Raw genomic sequence first — 18,907 nt, 5'->3', positions numbered from 1 at the left:
AAGTTTATTAACACTATAAAGTTGTAATACTAAGCTGTCTTATTGTCACTTAAAGTTATACCTAAAGCAGAGCCAAGTGCTATCCCCAAAGCAAGATTATGGAATGATGTTCCAAACAGAATTCCTAAACTTATTCCAAGAGCCAAATAAGAATAACTTTTTTTATTTGCCTTTTTATTTTCTTCCATAAACAAACTCCTTTCTTATGTAAATCAGTATGTCTTTTTTATCAATTAAAAGTTCAGTTGCCAAGTTATTGGATTCTATCTCAACCTGTGTAAGTTAGCAATTTCTTATTTTCATTATAATCCTAGAAGTACTCATAATAAAGAGTTTGCTTAAAATTTTTCTAACTGGTTTCTAATTCTTAAAATTATAATAAGAGATCTATATAAAGATTTTAGTATAGATGAAGTTAAGAGAAGCCATAATCTAGTAGAAAGGCATGTTGGTAAAAAGTGCAAATATAGTGAACTGATTATTAGAAATTATTCAAATATATAAGCAGGTTTTAAAATAGATATATCTTAAAACCTGCAATTTAATAGGTAAACACAGGTTTTGATAATATTTGTCAAGATATGGATTTATTAATAAAATGATAGTATTAAATAGGAATTTATTCAATAGGTAATAGCATATAATTATATATAGAACTTAGATCAATCCCCAGTTGGGCATATCTTTTTCAGTATAATTTAATTGTTTTTAAAATTTTAATAAATTCACAAATTGTTATTCTTTGATTTACCATAATTATGGTTTAATGTGATATAATGTATTCAATAGCAGTAAATTATGTTATGTAAATTACCTTCTCCCGTAATTGCTATATGAGTGGATTGCAGGTATAATGGGTTGACACAATGGGAGGAGGTAATATGAATGAGCTTTTTCTTTTTGTGCATTATAGTGCTTTCCATAACTGAAGTATCAAGTCTATGTATTTTATCAGTATTTTGTTATAAACAAGATAAAATTAAAATGTTTTTTGAAAGCAAGACAAGTGTTTCAAAAGATAAAGTTTTAAATGATGTTAGGGTCGATGTAGATAAACCTAAAAAAGAAAATAGCAAGTAACTTCGGCTAAAAGCTACTTGCTCATATAAGTTTTTTCATGCATGACATAGTTTTGTGAATGTATACAGCTTCCTGCAATCCACTCACCCTACATATTTACTATTATATTACAAACTAGGTGAAAAATACACTATATAATTAAAATTTGTGTTATATTTTTATTATTTAAATTTACAACATGAACATCCCTTAATTATTTTAGTGATTTTGAAATATTAAATGTATTGATGACATTAAAAAGGGAGCTCCGGAAATCCGGAGCTTTTTCAATTTCTGCATTCTACATTAATGTATGGATTATAATTGTTCTACATATTTTTTGGCATCCCTTAAATTAAGATGCAAATCATGTTTAGCTTCCTTAATTGCTCTAATTTTTTTGCCCTGAGATAAAAGCAGCCTTAATTTATCATCAATATCAGAATCGTCATCTGATATTATAATCATATTTTCTGATTTAGATTTTTTCCTTACCTTATGAATAACATGAACTAAAGCTCCAGCTGAAAGTAATCCAATTGCAAATAATTTTGTTTTATTTTTCATTATGAACCTCCCCTAAATATGTAATATTTTTTATAGTATATCATATATAAGTTAGGAATTTGTAGATAAAAATAAATTTCTAACTTATATTGTTAAAAAAATGATTTTGAAGGAGAGTTAAATTTATGATAAACTAAAAGCAGTTAGAATGTTATATACTCTCACTGCTTTCATAGCTCTCAGTTTCATATTTAGTCTTTTTATATTTAAAACGTTTAAAAATAAAACTATATATTTTTGTAATGTTTCCTACAAGTACGGCACAAATTATTGTCCCTTCTCGTACTGCTTTTATTTTTCCAAAAGTAAAAAGTGAAATCACTATTGCAATTATGCATAGGGTGGAGTCAAACATAATTTTTATGTTTCCAAATTTTTTCCCTGTTTTATTAGCAATAACTTTTACAACACCTTCTCCAGGATTTATAATTACATTGGCAATAACCTGTAAATACACGCCTAAAGCAAGAGCAAAACAGCCCAAAAGTAAAACGATTATTTTTTCTATATAAATATTTGGATTTACAAAACGAAATATGCTCATTCCTAAATCAACGAACAAACCAAAGAATGGGCCTACAAACACTTGAAGAAATTGTTCCTTTGGAAAATCTTTTCTTAAAATAATTATCTCTGTAAGTAAAAATAAAATACTCAACAAGAAGGTGAATTGTCCAAGGGTAAGATGAAATATCATGGAAAGTACATATGGGACACTGTTGATGGGTGAAGTTCCCATATTTGATTTTGTGGTTAGACTTATTCCTAAACCCATAAAAAATAAGCCAGTTATAAATATAAAATATCTTATAATTATTTTAAGTTTTGACATTAACAATGCCTCCTAATGAGAAGTTTTATTTATCTGATGGCTACCTACTGTTATCTCCTACGCACTTTGTGAAAGTGACTATCACCAAATCAAAGATTTGAGATATCTGCTTTTCCTACTAAGTAAGATTCATTGATAATAATAGTTTCATATGCAACTATTATTATAATGTTTTACTAATAGAGTGTCAATATTTAGGCTAATCTATTTCTATTATTAGGGAATTTATTGACATAATAGTTTGCTTATTTTAAAATTAAAGTTGCATATGAAACTTTAATTAGGAGGGCTATTATGAAGGATTTATCAAAATATGTTTCTGTGACACATCGTCGTACACAAATGTTTTATACAGAGCATCTTGAAAAGTTAGAAATTACTAGTGGACAATTTATGTATATAGTCTGTATTTGTGAAAATGCTGGACAGACACAAGATGAATTATCTCAACGATTGATTATAGATAAGAGCACTGTAGCAAAGGTTTTATCACAACTTGAAACAAAAGGATTTATTACTAAAACAATAAATTCAAATGATAGACGTGCATTCAATATTTTTCCTACAGATAAAGCTATGGCTATTTATCCCCAAATATTAGAAATAAAGGATGAGTGGCATCATAGATTGACTGAAAATTTGAGCGATATAGAATGTGACGTTTTTCAAAAGTTAATGGAAAAGGTTATGGAGAATAGTATTAAAAATTGCAAAAAATATGTGTAATGATATACTATGATAATAGAATTTATAGTACCTTGCATATTAGATATATTTTGAGGTGTGGTTTTATGAGAAAGTGAATTGTAGTTAGAATACAGGCAAATATTCAATCAGGCAATATTGATAAATTAAGATAAAATTAAAGAGATGGTACTTTGGAGGATTAAATAAATGAATAGGATTGCTACACTTGGCCCAGCAGGTACTTTTAGTGAACTTGCTGCAAAAAAATACATCGAAACATTTGACAAAAGTGCAGAAATGACGTTTTATCCTACTATAACAAAAGTTTTTAAAGGAATTGGTAAGGAATGTGAATTAGGAATTATACCCATTGAAAATACCCTTGATGGATATGTACAACTTACACTTGATTTACTTTCACAAACAGATTTCAATATAATATATGAGACTGTTGTTCCAATTCAGTTTTCAATTGTTAGTAATACTTTAGGTATATCTGATATTGAGAAAATATACGTTCAATTTAAAACTCAAGGACAATGCTATAATTTTTTAGAACAGGTTACTAATGCTAAAGTTATAACTACAGAAAGTAATGGAGAATCATTTCAAAAAGTAGAAAGAGGCATTTTAGGACAAGCAGCTATAATTCCAAGACATATGCTAAAAGCTAGTAATAAATTTTCTTTTAATATTGAGAATGTAACTGATTCGGAAGAAAACGATACAAGGTTTATTGTACTTTCAAAAGATACTATAAAATATGATATTAATAGACGGTATAAAACTTCAATAATTGTTATGGATGCTGCAGACAATAAACCTGGGGCACTATCAAAAATTTTAAATGAATTTTCTGAGAAAAATATTAATTTAACTTCCATAATGTCACGTCCAACTAAAAAAGCACTTGGAAAATATTATTTCTTTATTGACATTGATGGACATTATCCTGAAGAAAAAAGTGTTAAAGAAGTAATTGACAAAATTAGTAAGAATAATATAGTTAAAATTCTTGGTTCTTATTCATTAGTTTAAAGTAGCAATTTAAAATAAATATTAGGCGAAATCACACAGTACTATCTTGTGATTTCGTTTTTTTTCCTGCAGGTTCCAGTCTATTTAATAAGTATTCTATCGATACTTTACTAAAGGCTAAATTATCTGGAGGGGGGATGGTTTATGTTTAAACGCTGTTACCTAAGTTTTATAATATTTACTTTTTTTGCTGCTATGTTTCTAATTGCCTTTACACAAAAAGCTTATGCTTATCAAAACAGTGGTTACTTTAATAATGTAAAGGTAGGACTTTTAAGCATGTCCTCTACCACTATTACTGCTGCATTAAATGGAGATTATACTTTAAATGGACAAGTATATCCATCTGGATCTGTTTTAAATTTTGGGATAAGTGGAACAAGTATCACACTAAATGGAGTAGTACAGAGTCAGATTACTTTAACTCCCAATAATAGCTCTAACTTGATAACTTTAACTTCTGGTTCAGTGTCAAATAAGTACTTAGGTTCCTTTGCAATTAAGTTTTATAATGGAAAAGTTTTGCCTATTAATATGATTGACATTGAAAACTATCTAAAGGGTGTAGTAGGATATGAATTGGATAATAGTTGTCCAATTGAGTCCTTAAAGGCTCAATCAGTGGCAGCAAGAAATTATGCAATATCACGAATAGGATATGCTGTAGCTAATGGCTATGATTTTGATGATACTCCAGCTTATCAGACATATAAAGGTTACGATGCAAATCTTACTAATGTGATTAGTGCTGTGGATCAAACTAAAGGACAAGTTCTTTTATACAATGATAAATTAGTAGAGACTTTATATTCCGCTTGGCATGGGGGAGTATCAGAAGATAGTGAAAATGTATGGGGAAATTATGTCCCATATCTACGATCTGTACAAGATCCCTTTGAAAAATTACCTTGGCCTAAGGGCAATATAGTATTGAACAATGCACAGATACAATCAATTTTAGTAAATAGGAAATATATAGCTTCCACAGATACCTTTGTAAGTTTAGATTTAAGTTCAATAACTAAATTTGCAAGTGGTAGAGTGTCAAACATTAATATTATTTATAAGGATGCAACAGGAGCGATACAAACAAAATCTGTAACAAATGATTGTACAAGAACTTTCCTTGGATTGCCAAGTAATCTTTATACTGTAACTTATGATGCAGTAAATGGAGCTTACACTTTTTCAGGAATGGGAAATGGACATGGTCTTGGAATGAGTCAGATCGGAGCTAAAAACAGAGCTAGTGCAGGACAAACTTATGATCAGATTTTAAAATTCTATTATCAAAATGTATATTTACAAAATCTCATTACAAGTGCTATCTTAAATAACTTTACTCAGAGTACAAATAGCTTGTTTATTGGAAACACTATTTCCTTTAATGCGGCGGCAACATCTGGTAGTGGAACTTATTTATATAAGTATGTGGTAATGAATGGAGCTAATGTTGTATACACAAAAGATTATAACAATATTTCATCACTAGATTATGTGCCAAGTACTCAAGGAAATTATACTGCGCAAGTTTATATGAAAGATCAAAATTCTACAGCTGATTATGATGATACAAAGACATCTTCTTTTATAGTTTATGGAAACCCTGTTATAAACAATTTAACTACTAATAAACCACAATATTTGACTGGACAAACTGTTAATATAAACACAACTGCTGCGTCAGGTTCTGGGAGTTACCTTTATAAGTATGTAATTTCTTTAAACGGAACAACTTTGACGACTGTAGATTATAGCAGTAATGCAAATTTACTTTACAAAGTTAATAGTGCAGGAAATTATAATATAACGGTATATGTGAAAGATTCGCTTTCAACAAAGGATTATGATGACATGAAAACTACGGCTGTTAAAGTGTATGATCAACCTACTATGACATATGCCAGTACAAAAAATTCTATTTTTATTGGAGATACTGTTAATTATACTATAAGTGAAGTAAATGGTTCCGGCAGTGCACAATATAGATTTGTAGTTATGAATGGAAGCAGCATAGCAGCTGATAGTGGTTATTTAAGTTCGAATACTTTTAGTTTTAAAGCAGCAGCTGCAGGAAGTTATCAAGTAGTTGGGTACCTTAAGGATTCACTATCTGAAAAGACCTTTGATGTTCAAAGTAACTTGAATTTAAATGTGTATAATCCCCAAATCAAAAATGTGAACGTAAGTGGGTATTTTTATGTAGGAACTATATTAAGTTTTTATGCCAACGGTACAGGGGCAAGTCCTTCTGGAATGAGCTACAGATATGAGGTATATAATAACGGGAATATAGTGGCATCCAGTAATTTCAGCACTTCCAGTACGTTTTCATTTACACCTGTTGTAAATGGAACTTATACAGTTAAAGTTTATGGTAAGGATGGGTTAAGTACAAAGAGCTATGATAGTATAAAGCAGTTTAATATTACAGTAAATAGTAAGCCTTTGTATATTTCTACATTGCCTTTAAGTTTAGGGATGACAAGTAGTGATGTAGCAGCATTGCAGAATGCTTTAATAAAATTGGAATATAATGTTTCTGGTGCTACAGGATATTTTGGAACCCAAACTAAAAGTGCAGTAATAGCTTTTCAAACAGATGCAGGAATACCAGCAAGCGGAACAGTGGGAACTTGGACTTATAGTGCATTGAATGATGCTCTTATAACAAAATCAGGAATAAAAAATTTAAGCTTTTAATAAAAACAGGAACTTTGATATTTCTCAAGGTTCCTGTTTTTAAGTTGTCATTTAGTCGAGCAAGTCTTTGGCTTTGGTATAATTAAAAACAGGCCCTTCGAGGCAAACGTAAGTTTCATTTATCTTACAGTGACCACATTTACCTACTGCACAAGACATTTTCCTTTCAAATGATACCCACATTTTAGAATCTTCAACACCATTTACAAGTAACTCCTTACCTGCAAAATGCATCATTATTGGAGGTCCAACAATAACTACATTGTAGTCTTCAAAGCTACTAAATGGGATTTTTTTGATGTGTGCAGTGACCATTCCAGTTTCAAATCCATCTGCTTTATCATTATCTAAGGTGCAGATCATATTGAATTTAGTTTTAAATCTTTTAAGATCATAGTCAAATAAAACGCAGTTGATGTCTCTGAAACCTACAATCACATTAACTGATTTGATCTCATCTGGGTGATTATAAAAATAGTTCAAAAGAGTTCTAACTGGAGCCAGGCCGGTACCACCAGCAATTACTATCAAATCCTTGCTCTTGAATTTATCTATCGGCCAGGAGTTCCCATAAGGTCCTCTCATAAACAACATATTTCCAGGCTTTAGAGCAAAAAGACCATTGGTAAGTTGTCCTACTTTTCGGATAGTGAACTCAATCCAGCCATCTCCTTTGCCACTTACAGATATTGGAGCTTCACCTACTTTGGGGATTGATAGTTGAAAAAATTGGCCGTGCTTGGTTTCAACGTCACATTCTACCCTGAAGGTGTATTCTGCATTAGTTTCATGTATGATACTTAGAATTTTATGTGGTGACGGTAGTGTGATATTTTTCATTATTTAGTCACCTCCGTAGATGCTTTTTTCTCATTTGATATTTTTGCTACTTCTTCACTCAATTTGCTTATAGTGTCAGAGAATGAAATCTCTTGTGGGCATCGTTTAACGCAGCGTCCACATCCCACACACATATGTTCATCTCCACCAAAACGGGAATTGTAATCATAAACCTTGTGCAAGGTTTTAAATCTCATTCTTTCACCAGCTGTATTTCTAACACCATGCCCACCAGCCATAATTGTGAAATCTTCAAGCATACAGGATGACCACACTCTTCTTCTCTCTCCGTTAAGGCTGGTTTCGTTATATATGATGTCCCTGGTATCGAAACAGCTGCATGTCATGCAGACTGTATTGCAAGCACCGCAGCTTAAACACTTATCATTGAAGTCTTTCCAAAATTCCAAACTGTACACTTTTTTCAAAGTGTCGGTGCTATCGATTTTTGGTAAGTTAACCTTTTTTTGATTGCTTTGAACAAACTCAGGAGTAAAGTTCCTTGAAATTTCGCCGTCAAAGTATTTTTTGAATTCATTATTTTTGATTTCTACTAGTAAACCATTTTGCTCGAACCTCACTGCTGCACTGTAATTGTCAGTTTGATTTGAACCCATGGAAACACAGAAGCAATTATCAAACCCTTCCCGGCATTCCAACATAAAGATTTTTAATTTATCACGCAGCCGTTTATAATAGTTATCTTCCTGATTACCATTTTTAAGAAAAATAGTGTCTAATCTCTTAATGCCGTTAATATCGCAGGGACGTGCAAAGAGAATGATATTTTTACTATCATCAATACTACTTTCTTTACAATTATCTTCAGTAAAATAAAGAAGCGTCTGACTAATAGGATAAAAGACTTCCTTCGGTGAAAAATCGGATTTTTCATCATAAATAATCTCTGATACCGAATTAATTTCATCGTAACGTATTAAGTCGGTATTAGGCTTCCAACCGCGGTTTTTAAAACGCTTTGGAGCATAAATTTTATATTCCTTTTTTAGTTCATTGATTATTTGATCCATTCTTTTCGAACTTACATAGTAACCCAATGATTAATCCTCCTATCTTTCTATAAATTCTTTTACAACACATATTTATATTCAATCTGTCAAACTTTTTAGAATTGTATAATCCAAGGCCAAGTAGCTATCAGTTATTTTTCCAATTCCTTTATAAAATTTTGTATCAGCATATTTTTCTATATCAGAACAAAATCTAGGAACCCAATTCAACAGATGCTTACTTAGAAAATCCATCTGCTCTTTTACACAGGATAGAAATTTTGATTCATCCTGTGTGCCTAAAATGTATTGTGTCTCATGGCATAGAAAAGCCATAAAATCAAGTTCTAAAGATATATGGTCTTCATAAAATTCCGATCCTTCATCATCATTTTTTTTAAGACCTTTTGCAGCATATATCGCCTTTACTTGATCATAAGCATCCTGCATAATAATCTTTTTTCTACTGGTATATACTGATTCGTATGGGAAGGCAGCAGAGCCATCCGCTATACCTGCAGCAAGAAAAATTTTTGCGTAGTCACTAGCTAGGTCGGTGATCGGATCACTGCTGCAATTATCGAGATATTCTCTAAGTATCCGGTATCCTTCACTGAGTTTAGTTTGGCAGCATTCTACAGGAAAGCTCATAGCTTTCATTTGTGTAAGTAACGGTTCATCTATTTCTATTTTATAAAGACGTACCAAAAAGCGATATAGATTTTCACGGTTTTTCATAAGCTTCAAGGAATCCGATTTTCTATCCACCTATCTTTTCCTCCCATCTTGTTCGTTACACTCCTGTGGAATAACATCAATCCATTTGTCATGGCGCAAAATGTATCGAACAGAAGGATGATTGCCAAAATCACGAAAACTGTATATATTTTCACTTCCGGCTTCTTTTAGTGCTATTGATACATCGCTATTAGGATCGTTGATATCACCGAAATATAGGGCTCTGCTAGAACAAGTTTTTACACATGCAGGTTTTTCGCCATTTTGTGTTAAATGAGAGCAAAGAGTACATTTATCCATTACCTTCATTTCGTTGTTGAAGTTGTTTATTTCGTAAGGGCAGGCTCTATGACAGCTTTTACAACCAATACATTTTTCTTTGTCAATAACAATAACACCATCCTCACTACGTTTATAGCATGCCCCTGTAGGACAGACTTTGACGCAAGCAGGATCCTCACATTGCTGACACATCACTGGTAAAAAATACATTTGTATATCTGGATATGTTCCTATGGGGCCTATGGTCAATAATTTGTTCCTTGAGGAGCCGAGAGCAACCCCATTCTCCATTTTACACGCTACCTTGCAGCCATAGCAGCCAATACATCTATCTACATCAATTACCAAAATATTCTGTTTCATTACTTAACCACCTCCGTAGGATCAGATGGCTGAGGAAGCCATGCCTTAAAGTGCTCAGGTTTTGTCCAGACACCTTTTGGCGGACCATCATCGGCTCTTGAAATTTTTACAAGATAGCCTCTTAAAGTGTACGTTCCAACAACATCATTAAATGGAGCAGTTGATTTTGAAAGTACATTGACATTCATTTCACGCCATCCTTCGGTCTCAGTATGATAATTTTCAGGGAAGGTAAAACGTTCCATGTATACGGTTCCGGAATTTATGCCTTTTGTTACATTAGCTTTTGCTTTAATCTTGCCCCTTAGAGATTCTACCCATACCCAGTCTCCATGGGAAATACCATAAGTTTTTGCAGCTGTAGGGTGAATCCATATTTCAGGCACAGGGTACATCTCTCTTAGCCATGGGACATTTCTTAATGTATTATGATGATAAAAAGGAATTCGCCCATTGGTCATAACTAAAGGATACTCTTTAGCCAGTTCACTGCCTTCAAGAGGACTTTCAGAAGGCTCTAAGTAGTATGGCAGTGGATCATAGTCCTTTGAAGCAGGAGGTAATTTATATGTGGAATAAGGCATTCCTGTTCTTCCTAAAGTAATCAGGCTTTCCAAGTAAATTTCAATTTTCTTAGAAGGTGTATCAAATCCTCTTGCCGTACCTGTCTTTGGATCGATCTGCTTGTAAACATAGTACTGTTTCCATTCATTTTTAGGCAAGAATTCAAAAGGAGCTTTTTTCTTGAATTCATCCCATGTCATATCAAAAACACTTGTACAACGATTAAGAAGTTCTTCCATGCTATTCCAGTAAGGAAGATCAGCGCCCATATATTCTTCATCAAATGATTTCTTACAGTTTTCGTGTCCGAGTTCTGCACAGCGTTTTGCCAGCTTTGACCAAAACAACGTTTCATCCATGGTTTCCCATAGGTGGGTAACAGCTTGTCTAACAAAGATTTTATTACAGGATTCTACAGGCATATCTGTTTCTAGCCATTCTGATGCGGGCAGGAGTAGGTCTGCATAGTTAGAGAATGAAGTAGGATACATGTACATATGTACAATAAAATCCATTTCTTTAAGAGCAGGAACCCATGATGCACTCTCGGCAACAGCACCTAACTTATTACCAGATCGTTCAATCCATACTCTTGGTTTATAAGGTTTTCCGGTAATAATTGCATCCCTAACACTGGAAGGTTGAGCTGCCCACCATTGAAGAAGCCCTTTGTATTCGGTACCACCCAGACGCTTTTTTAGTTGTTCTTCAGGAAGCATTTTCTGGGCAGGTGGGACTATATACGTTAAAACAGGTGTAGCACCACTTGTTTCAAAACGCTGCATAAGCGTTCCCGGTTTTTCAATATTACCCATTAGTGCATTTAGGTTAACTGCTGCCATGGCTGCTTGTACTGAATTAGGGCTTTGGTCGGTGGCAACGCCTAGGTTAAGACCTGAAGGGGAATTTTGTGTGTATAAATTAATAGCTTCTTCAATCTTGTTTACATCAAGCCAACAGGTTTTTGCTGCCTTTTCAAGATTATAAGGTTCAACCCTTTCCTTTAAAAGCTGAAAACCAGTTTTACATTCAATTCCGTTCACCATGAAAGTTCCTTCAAGTGCAGGGGTTAGGTTATCATTCCAAGGATAGGCAAGCGGCTTAGCTGAGTTAGTTTTTGTATCCCACACCATAAAGGTATCCGGAATTTTGGGGTTATTACTTTTATTAGCACGTAATAACATCTTGGTTTTGACGTTTACAAGATAGGGAAGATTTGTCCACTTCATGACGAAATCTTCATCGTAAAGTTTTTTATCAATGATGTAGCGTGTCCAAGCCAGCATGAGCGCCACGTCGCTTCCAGGCCTTATAGGTAACCAAACATCAGCTTTGGCTGCATCTGGAGTCATACGAGGGTCGATTACAACGGTTTTTACTCCATTGGCACGAAGGTCTGCAACGGCGCCTCCGCCCATTGCAGGACTGGAGTATGAAGGAGCGGATCCCCACATGACTAGACATTTGATTGGTGTTTCATAGGAATCGTAAATTTCTAGACAGTTTGAATCGGCGATACTGTAGTCCGAACCGCCGTACATCAGGCCATTGGCTAACGTACGTGGTAGATAACATTGAGCACAACCAGGCTCAAACCAGTTAGGAGTACCAAATACATTACAAAATCTAGAGATACTCCAAAACTCAGGGTTTCCACCTCCTCCGGTAGAGCATATTACAGCTTCTGCCCCATACTTTTCACGGGTTTCCATAAGCTTATTGGCAAGAATGTCAATAGCTTCATCCCAAGAAATACGCTTCCATTTATTTTCACCTCGTTTGCCAACTCTCAGCATTGGATACTTATTACGATTTGGATTATAAAGAGCTTGTATACCGGAGAGTCCTTTGGCGCACATTGATCCTTTGTTCATTGGGTTCTCAGGATCGCCTTCAAGCTTAATTACTCGTCCATTCTTAATATGTGCAATAACACCACAATTGGAAATACATGCTCTACAACATGTTCTGACGATCTTAGTAGCGGATGATGCATCATCCTGGACTGACTCACTTTTTACTAATCCACTTGAGCCGTTAATAGCTGATGTAATTCCTGTTATGTTTGTTGCATTAAGAAAATCGCTTCTATTCGTTTTTTGATTTTCCATTTATTTACCTCCTTTACTACTAATAGGCTTAGATAATTGTGTGCATATTTTGTGAATAAATTAATTATCTAATTTTAAGATACCACCTTATATGTTGGCTTTCCAATTCAAAAAAAGCTGATTGCTTATTCCAAAAATGAATAATTGGCTTTATTTCGTTTTCGAATTGTTTATCAATGAATCTTACTTAGTGGGAAAAGCAGATATCCCAAATCTTTGATTTGGTGATAGTCGCTTTCGCTGTGTGCAAGCAGATATCCCAAATCTTTAATTTGGTGATAATCGCTTTCACAGAGTGTGTGGGAGTATTACAGTAGGTAGCCATCAGATAAATATTAATTTATAGCTCATATTTTTCTTAGCTGTATTATACAGGTAATTCATGTAAAATGATTTGTGATGAAATAAAATAAAGAGGACCATTGAGTGGAATTCATATTGGACTTGAATAAAGTAGCAGCAAGTTCATTTGATCTTTTTTGATCTTTTTTGATCTATAAACTTGCTGTTATAGAATGCTTATATAGAGTACAATTAAATTTTAGATTATGTATGGATTATTTGTGTAAACTCCAATTTAGAAATTTAGATATGATTAATAATATGTATCAAGTAGGAAAATAGAATTTTATGTTATAGAGAACTTCTAAGATTTATTTTTGTCATTTGCCATTTTAGCTATTAACATATTGACTAGTTCGTTAATCTTAGGATTCTTTTGACTATGTTTATTAATAAATGCACCTAGTGTAATTGAAATACTAGGTGAAAATGGTATTAAAACAACATTATTAAATGATGAATTACTTGCTAGCTTACGTGTTATTAAAGCAGCACCATAGTTAGCTTCTACACCACTCAAAATAGTTTCAGGTCTTCCTCTAAATATAATATCTGGAGCAATATCATGTTCATCAAAGAAAGCCATACATAAGTTAGATATACATGTATAGGGTTCCATTAACATAAGAGAAGAATTTTTTAATTGTTCTGGAAAAATAAAATGCAATTTTGCTAAAGGAGTATCTTTGTGAACAGCTAAAACAATTTCATCTTCAGCAGCAGGAATAAAAAGAGTTTTACTATTAGCTAGATTTTCTCCATACCAATAAGTTAGTGCTATATCAAAACTATTATTTTGCAATCTATGAAATAGTCGTGGTTCTTCTAGTTCTACTAAATTGATTAGAAAAGAAGGATTCTCTAATTCAAAGCGACTCATTGGAATATACAAATCAAAGTTACCAATAATAGGTAAAGAAAGTACTGTTATTTTATCTTTATATCCAGGCTGTAGTTTTTTGGACATATATTCTAAACGATAAATCTCGTCTAATGTATGCCTAGCTTGAGGTAATAATCGTTTTCCTTCAATTGTTAATTTTACACGTCTATGTTTACGATTAAAGAGTTGAACACCTAATTCATGTTCTAATGCTTGTATTTGTTTACTAACAGAAGATTGAGTAATATTTAGCTCTAAGGCAGTTTCCATATAACTGCCAGTATCTACTACAGTTATAAAATATTTTAATTGTTCTTCTGTCATTTTACCTCACCTATTCTGCTTTTTAATTAATTATATAATAACTTGAAATTGATTACAAGTATCATTTTCACATAGGATTCTTTCACTTAATAGCTATTATATTTTTCAGAATAAAAGTCTTTTCTTTAAAATATAATAGCAGTAGGAGGTGAATTTATGTTTTGTAATATATTTAAGGTAAATGGAGAAAAACATATTGGAAAACTTATTATAAGTATTATAATTGCAGAAGGAGTCGGAGCTATTAGTGCTTTTTTAGGAATGTCTAATCAAGAAATGTACAGTCAGCTTGTTAAACCTGTGTTTTCACCACCTGGTTGGATATTCCCTATAGTGTGGATTATTTTATTTTTTCTTATGGGTACAGCTGCATATAGAATATGGATTAGAGGAAAGCAAGGAGAAGATGTTAAGAGAGCACTGGTGCTGTATGTTATTCAATTGGCATTAAATTTTATGTGGACAATTATATTTTTTAGATTTCAGTTATATGGTTTAGCTTTTCTAGAATTGATGATTTTGTTAGTATTTATTTTAATGACGACTTTTGAGTTCAGTAAAATTGATAAAACAGCAGCTTATTTAATGATACCATACATACTTTGGGTGTCATTTGCAGGTATATTAAATTATGCAATATGGATGCTAAATAAATGACATATATAATTAGGTATTACTTTGAAAATATTTAATATTTTATATATTCACTCTTGAATGTTAAAATTAATTATTTTACGTTCAGAAGTGGATTTTTGTTTTTAAAGATATGTATCAATGAATCTTACTTAGTGGGAAAAGCAGATATCCCAAATCTTTGATTTGGTGATAGTCGCTTTCGCTGTGTGCAAGCAGATATTCCAAATCTTTGATTTGATGATAGTCGCTTTCTCTTTAGCATGTTGACCAATTTTTGTTATTGTAGTAATATAAAAATTGGATGGATAATGTAAAAATTAAATAGATTTAATATCCCAGGGGGGCTGGTGTTACCGGCTGAGAGTAAGAATATAATTCTTAGACCCTATACCTGATCTGGTTAATGCCAGCGTAGGAAGAGGTTTTTATGTAATTGATAAATAAAGGTACAAACTTCCTAAGAGGTTTGTACCTTTTATTTTAATTAATAATGTGTATGTCGGATGAAAAAGGAGAAACTTATTATGAAAACATCTATGAAATTATACGAAAGCGTAAAAGACATATGGAATTCTTACTATGAACATCCATTTGTAAAGGGAATAGGAGAGGGAAACTTAGAAATAGATAGATTCAAATTTTATATGATTCAGGATTACATATATCTTTTTGATTATGCAAAAGTGTATGCATTAGGGGTGGTAAAAGCCAGTGAAGAAAGTATAATGCAGGGGTTCTCAAAGATGGTGGACAATATATTAAATGGAGAAATGAATATTCATAGGCATTATATGAAAAAAATTGGTATTAGAAAAGAGGAAATAGAAAATGTTAAAGCCTCTATTGAAAATATTTCGTATACAAGTTATATGCTGTCTGTATCTCAAATGGGAGATTTAATGGATTTAACTACTTCTCTTTTAGCTTGTATGTGGAGTTATTATTTAATTGGTAAAAAGTTGAGTAAAATAGAGGGGTCACTGGACAACGAGTTTTACGGACAGTGGATAAAAGGATATATATCTAGTGATTATGAAAAGGAGACTAAGTGGGTGATAGATTTGTTAGATTATTTGACGGAAAATATATCGGAAAAGAAATTTAACAGGTTAAAGGAAATATTTATAAATACAAGCAAGTATGAATGTATGTTCTGGGACATGGCTTATAACAAGGGGATGTGAAATCATGCTGGAATTTAAAAATGTAAGCTTCAAATATGAGGAAGATCCTGATTTCATTATAAAAAATCTCAATTTTAATGTGGACAAAGGGGAATTTATAAGTATAGTAGGTCCTAGCGGATGTGGGAAAAGTACTGTACTTAGACTTATTTGTAAGCTGGAAAAGGCTTTTGAAGGAGATATAATTTTAAAAGGTAAAAATATAAATGATTTAAAAGGTTATATAGGATACATGCCGCAAAATGATCTTCTTATACCCTGGCGAACTATACTTCAAAATGTATATCTTCCTCTTGAAGTTAAAGGTAAAAATTTGAAAGAGGCACAGGTTCAAGCAGAAAAAATGTTAAAGGATTTTGGACTTGAAAAATATAAAAATAAATACCCGAAGGATTTATCAGGAGGTATGCGGCAGAGGGCATCTTTTGCAAGAACTCTCCTTACGGGAGCAGAAGTGCTGCTTTTGGATGAACCTTTTAGTGCATTGGATGCTATAACAAGAGTTTCTATGCAGGAATGGCTCATTGATAAATGGTTAGCCTTAGATAAAACTATATTATTTATAACTCATGATGTAGAAGAAGCTCTTTTTTTATCAACTAAGATATTTGTTACATCTGAAACTCCAATAAGAAAATTTAAAGAAATAAAAGTGCCTCTCAACTATCCAAGGACTAGAAGTATGATAGACATGCCTCCTATATTGAAGATAAAAGAGGAACTTATAAATGAGCTAAAAAAGGGGGTTAAGCTGTGAAAAGGTATAGATCTTCCATAATAGTTGCAATATTGTTTTTTGCAATATGGCAAGCTTTAGCAATGTATATAGATGCAATGTATATACTGCCTTCTCCTATTGCCATTTTAGAAAAAATATGGGAACTTAAAGATATTTTATTTTTAGTACATCTTCCTGCTACTCTTTTGATTACTATTGAGGGACTTTTAATATCTATAGTGCTTGGGGTAGTGCTTGCTGTGGCTATGAATATAAGTGAAAGAATACAAAGAGCTCTTTATCCAATTGTAATTGTAACCCAAACAGTTCCAATTACTGCACTTGCACCTATATTCATACTTTGGTTTGGATATGGTATATGGAGTAAGGTACTTGTAACGGTACTTATAACATTTTTTCCTATAACTATAAATGTATATGATGGACTTCGTTCTACAAGAAAAGATATGGAAGAACTTTTAATTACCTATGGTGCTAGCAAAAAAGATATATTTATGAAGTTAAAGTTTCCAGCTTCACTTCCTTACTTCTTTTCTGCACTTAAAATGGCAGTACCTTTAAGTGTAGTGGGTGCAGCTGTAAGTGAGTGGCTTGGAGCAGAAGCAGGCCTTGGATATTTTAGTAAGAGAATGATGACACAAATGGATGGTGCAGGAGTGTTTGCGCCTATTGTCATATTATCACTAGCTGCTCTAATTTTAGTGGAAATACTAAATGTTTTAGAAAATAAAATAGTAAAATGGAGGAATGAAGTGTGAAAAAAAATAAATATTTATCTCTTGTAATGGCATTCTTATTGATAGCTGCTATGTTAGTAGGGTGTGGAAACAGTAGTGATTCATCGAAAGGCAAGGATGGTAAATTAGAAAATGTGGATTTAGTACTTGATTGGTATCCAAATGCAATACATAGTTTTATATATGCTGCTATTAAAAATGGGTACTATAAGGAAGAAGGACTTAACGTAAATATTAAATTTCCATCAGATACTACAGATCCTCTTTCACTTCCAGCAGCAGGAAAAGCTACTATTGGAATATACTATCAACCGGATATTGTAATTGCGAGAGCGAATCAGGGGGTTCCTGTGAAATCTATAGGAGCTATTGTACATACACCGCTTAATGTAATAATAGCTTTAAAGGAAAAGAATATAAATTCACCGAAAGATCTTCAAGGAAAGACTGTAGGTTATTCAGGAAATTCTTTAAATGTTCAATATGTAAAAACTATGGTAAAAAAAGAAGGGGGAGATCCAAACTCTGTTAAAATGGTTGATGTAGGCTTTGATTTGTTATCTTCTATGGTAACTAAAAAGGTGGATGCAACTACAGGAGGACTTATAAATCATGAGGTTCCAGTGCTTCAAAATGAAGGACATCCTGTAAATTATTTTGATCCTGCAAAGTATGGAGTGCCAAATTATTATGAAGAAGTGTTTGTAACTAGTGACAAAACTCTTAAGGAAAAACCTGAAGTACTTAAAAAGTTTATGAAGGCATCTCAAAAGGGTTTTGAATATACTAAGAAAAATCCTAAGGCAGCTTTAAAGATACTTATGGACAACCAAAAAAAGGATAGTTTTCCACTAGTGCAAGCAGTAGAGGAAAAAAGTATGAACATACTTATTCCTAAGATGGAGTCAAATGGTGAACCGTTCTTAAGTCAGGATAAAAGTGTTTGGCAGAACAATATCGATTGGTTAAAGAAACAAGGACTTCTAAAGAAAGATATAAAACCAGAAGATCTTTATGTAAATATTCTGGATAACAATAAATAAAAGGAGATTTCCTAAACAAAGAATCAACGTATACTCCGAATATTTTTTACAACCTTCAGTTCATTAAATATTTTCCTAAGACTTATATATAAAATATTTAAAAGAACTTCATTATTGTAAAAATATGCCTTCACATAAGTTGATTCTTAAGTTAGAATACCTATATATAGATCGTAAAGTTTAATTGTAGAGTTAACTATCTATACGAGAGTTTCTGCTTGAAAT

General features: G+C 32.5%; 18 protein-coding genes and 1 riboswitch. Of the genes, 9 read left to right on the top strand and 9 right to left on the bottom strand.

From position 1 onward, the window contains the following. Positions 1–29: 29 nt before the first annotated feature. Complete coding sequence (locus tag CLCOS_RS22350; RefSeq protein ID WP_192847901.1) at positions 30–188, bottom strand: hypothetical protein; 159 nt, start codon at positions 186–188, stop codon at positions 30–32. Between the two features lie 697 nt (positions 189–885). Between CLCOS_RS22350 and CLCOS_RS08095 the strand changes: the two genes are divergently transcribed. Next, positions 886–1,080 (top strand): hypothetical protein, encoded by a 195-nt coding sequence (locus CLCOS_RS08095; RefSeq protein ID WP_013239402.1) that lies wholly within the window; start codon positions 886–888, stop codon positions 1,078–1,080. A gap of 297 nt (positions 1,081–1,377) precedes the next feature. Here CLCOS_RS08095 and CLCOS_RS08090 read toward each other — a convergent pair whose 3' ends face one another. Both CLCOS_RS08090 and CLCOS_RS08085 read right to left on the bottom strand, forming a co-directional pair. Further along, positions 1,378–1,626, bottom strand: coding sequence for a hypothetical protein (locus CLCOS_RS08090; RefSeq protein WP_013239201.1), 249 nt, complete (start codon positions 1,624–1,626; stop codon positions 1,378–1,380). A gap of 151 nt (positions 1,627–1,777) precedes the next feature. Further along, positions 1,778–2,458 (bottom strand): YczE/YyaS/YitT family protein, encoded by a 681-nt coding sequence (locus tag CLCOS_RS08085; protein ID WP_013239200.1) that lies wholly within the window; start codon positions 2,456–2,458, stop codon positions 1,778–1,780. 294 nt (positions 2,459–2,752) lie between these two features. Between CLCOS_RS08085 and CLCOS_RS08080 the strand changes: the two genes are divergently transcribed. From CLCOS_RS08080 to CLCOS_RS08070, 3 genes are all read left to right on the top strand, one after another. Then, entirely contained in the window at positions 2,753–3,184 is a 432-nt protein-coding gene (locus CLCOS_RS08080; RefSeq protein WP_063600631.1) for a MarR family winged helix-turn-helix transcriptional regulator, read from the top strand. 168 nt (positions 3,185–3,352) lie between these two features. Continuing rightward, on the top strand, positions 3,353–4,183 hold the full coding sequence (locus CLCOS_RS08075) for a prephenate dehydratase (protein WP_063600630.1): 831 nt from the start codon (positions 3,353–3,355) through the stop codon (positions 4,181–4,183). A 144-nt stretch (positions 4,184–4,327) separates the two neighbouring features. Next, on the top strand, positions 4,328–6,886 hold the full coding sequence (locus tag CLCOS_RS08070; protein ID WP_063600629.1) for a SpoIID/LytB domain-containing protein: 2,559 nt from the start codon (positions 4,328–4,330) through the stop codon (positions 6,884–6,886). A gap of 51 nt (positions 6,887–6,937) precedes the next feature. Here CLCOS_RS08070 and asrB read toward each other — a convergent pair whose 3' ends face one another. The 6 genes from asrB to CLCOS_RS08040 form a co-directional block, all read right to left on the bottom strand. Then, positions 6,938–7,726 (bottom strand): anaerobic sulfite reductase subunit AsrB, encoded by a 789-nt coding sequence (gene asrB / locus CLCOS_RS08065; protein ID WP_063600628.1) that lies wholly within the window; start codon positions 7,724–7,726, stop codon positions 6,938–6,940. Beyond that, the gene (asrA, locus tag CLCOS_RS08060; protein ID WP_063600627.1) at positions 7,726–8,784 is read right to left on the bottom strand and encodes an anaerobic sulfite reductase subunit AsrA; all 1,059 of its coding nucleotides are present in this window, start codon (positions 8,782–8,784) and stop codon (positions 7,726–7,728) included. Before asrA ends, asrB begins: the two co-directional genes overlap by 1 nt. A 51-nt stretch (positions 8,785–8,835) precedes the next feature. Next, positions 8,836–9,504 carry a TorD/DmsD family molecular chaperone gene (locus CLCOS_RS08055; protein WP_063600626.1) on the bottom strand — a complete coding sequence of 223 codons (669 nt, stop codon included), beginning with the start codon at positions 9,502–9,504 and terminating at the stop codon, positions 8,836–8,838. Continuing rightward, complete coding sequence (locus CLCOS_RS08050) at positions 9,505–10,119, bottom strand: 4Fe-4S dicluster domain-containing protein (protein WP_063600625.1); 615 nt, start codon at positions 10,117–10,119, stop codon at positions 9,505–9,507. Next, entirely contained in the window at positions 10,119–12,794 is a 2,676-nt protein-coding gene (locus CLCOS_RS08045; RefSeq protein WP_063600624.1) for a molybdopterin-containing oxidoreductase family protein, read from the bottom strand. The genes CLCOS_RS08050 and CLCOS_RS08045 overlap by 1 nt, the downstream gene beginning before the upstream one ends. Positions 12,795–13,440: 646 nt before the next feature. Continuing rightward, positions 13,441–14,343, bottom strand: coding sequence for a LysR family transcriptional regulator (locus CLCOS_RS08040; protein WP_023161897.1), 903 nt, complete (start codon positions 14,341–14,343; stop codon positions 13,441–13,443). 156 nt (positions 14,344–14,499) lie between these two features. Here CLCOS_RS08040 and CLCOS_RS08035 point away from each other — a divergent pair, with 156 nt between their 5' ends. The 5 genes from CLCOS_RS08035 (at position 14,500) to CLCOS_RS08015 (ending at position 18,682) form a co-directional block, all read left to right on the top strand. Beyond that, positions 14,500–15,000 (top strand): TspO/MBR family protein, encoded by a 501-nt coding sequence (locus tag CLCOS_RS08035; RefSeq protein WP_013239190.1) that lies wholly within the window; start codon positions 14,500–14,502, stop codon positions 14,998–15,000. A 306-nt stretch (positions 15,001–15,306) separates the two neighbouring features. Continuing rightward, a riboswitch (TPP riboswitch) is annotated at positions 15,307–15,414 on the top strand. A gap of 89 nt (positions 15,415–15,503) precedes the next feature. Further along, positions 15,504–16,163 (top strand): thiaminase II, encoded by a 660-nt coding sequence (tenA, locus tag CLCOS_RS08030; protein ID WP_063600623.1) that lies wholly within the window; start codon positions 15,504–15,506, stop codon positions 16,161–16,163. A gap of 4 nt (positions 16,164–16,167) precedes the next feature. Next, a complete protein-coding gene (locus CLCOS_RS08025; protein ID WP_063600622.1) occupies positions 16,168–16,920 on the top strand; it encodes an ABC transporter ATP-binding protein in 753 nt (250 codons plus the stop codon). Continuing rightward, positions 16,917–17,660, top strand: a complete 744-nt coding sequence (locus CLCOS_RS08020) for an ABC transporter permease (protein WP_063600621.1) — start codon at positions 16,917–16,919, stop codon at positions 17,658–17,660. Before CLCOS_RS08025 ends, CLCOS_RS08020 begins: the two co-directional genes overlap by 4 nt. Next, complete coding sequence (locus CLCOS_RS08015; protein ID WP_082853510.1) at positions 17,657–18,682, top strand: ABC transporter substrate-binding protein; 1,026 nt, start codon at positions 17,657–17,659, stop codon at positions 18,680–18,682. Before CLCOS_RS08020 ends, CLCOS_RS08015 begins: the two co-directional genes overlap by 4 nt. Positions 18,683–18,907 lie beyond the last annotated feature (225 nt).

It is taken from the genome of Clostridium coskatii, assembly GCF_001675205.1.
Taxonomy (GTDB): domain Bacteria; phylum Bacillota; class Clostridia; order Clostridiales; family Clostridiaceae; genus Clostridium_B; species Clostridium_B ljungdahlii.
Note: the sequence above shows the minus strand (reverse complement) of the source record. Positions and strands in the feature narration are given on the sequence as shown.

What these genes read in the sequence shown, in the direction of transcription:
- CLCOS_RS22350 (WP_192847901.1), bottom strand. Translation starts at nt 188, where the DNA reads ATGGAAGAAAATAAAAAGGCAAATAAAAAAAGTTATTCTTATTTGGCT.
- CLCOS_RS08095 (WP_013239402.1), top strand. Translation starts at nt 886, where the DNA reads ATGAGCTTTTTCTTTTTGTGCATTATAGTGCTTTCCATAACTGAAGTA.
- CLCOS_RS08090 (WP_013239201.1), bottom strand. Translation starts at nt 1,626, where the DNA reads ATGAAAAATAAAACAAAATTATTTGCAATTGGATTACTTTCAGCTGGA.
- CLCOS_RS08085 (WP_013239200.1), bottom strand. Translation starts at nt 2,458, where the DNA reads ATGTCAAAACTTAAAATAATTATAAGATATTTTATATTTATAACTGGC.
- CLCOS_RS08080 (WP_063600631.1), top strand. Translation starts at nt 2,753, where the DNA reads ATGAAGGATTTATCAAAATATGTTTCTGTGACACATCGTCGTACACAA.
- CLCOS_RS08075 (WP_063600630.1), top strand. Translation starts at nt 3,353, where the DNA reads ATGAATAGGATTGCTACACTTGGCCCAGCAGGTACTTTTAGTGAACTT.
- CLCOS_RS08070 (WP_063600629.1), top strand. Translation starts at nt 4,328, where the DNA reads ATGTTTAAACGCTGTTACCTAAGTTTTATAATATTTACTTTTTTTGCT.
- asrB (WP_063600628.1), bottom strand. Translation starts at nt 7,726, where the DNA reads ATGAAAAATATCACACTACCGTCACCACATAAAATTCTAAGTATCATA.
- CLCOS_RS08050 (WP_063600625.1), bottom strand. Translation starts at nt 10,119, where the DNA reads ATGAAACAGAATATTTTGGTAATTGATGTAGATAGATGTATTGGCTGC.
- CLCOS_RS08045 (WP_063600624.1), bottom strand. Translation starts at nt 12,794, where the DNA reads ATGGAAAATCAAAAAACGAATAGAAGCGATTTTCTTAATGCAACAAAC.
- CLCOS_RS08040 (WP_023161897.1), bottom strand. Translation starts at nt 14,343, where the DNA reads ATGACAGAAGAACAATTAAAATATTTTATAACTGTAGTAGATACTGGC.
- CLCOS_RS08035 (WP_013239190.1), top strand. Translation starts at nt 14,500, where the DNA reads ATGTTTTGTAATATATTTAAGGTAAATGGAGAAAAACATATTGGAAAA.
- tenA (WP_063600623.1), top strand. Translation starts at nt 15,504, where the DNA reads ATGAAAACATCTATGAAATTATACGAAAGCGTAAAAGACATATGGAAT.
- CLCOS_RS08025 (WP_063600622.1), top strand. Translation starts at nt 16,168, where the DNA reads ATGCTGGAATTTAAAAATGTAAGCTTCAAATATGAGGAAGATCCTGAT.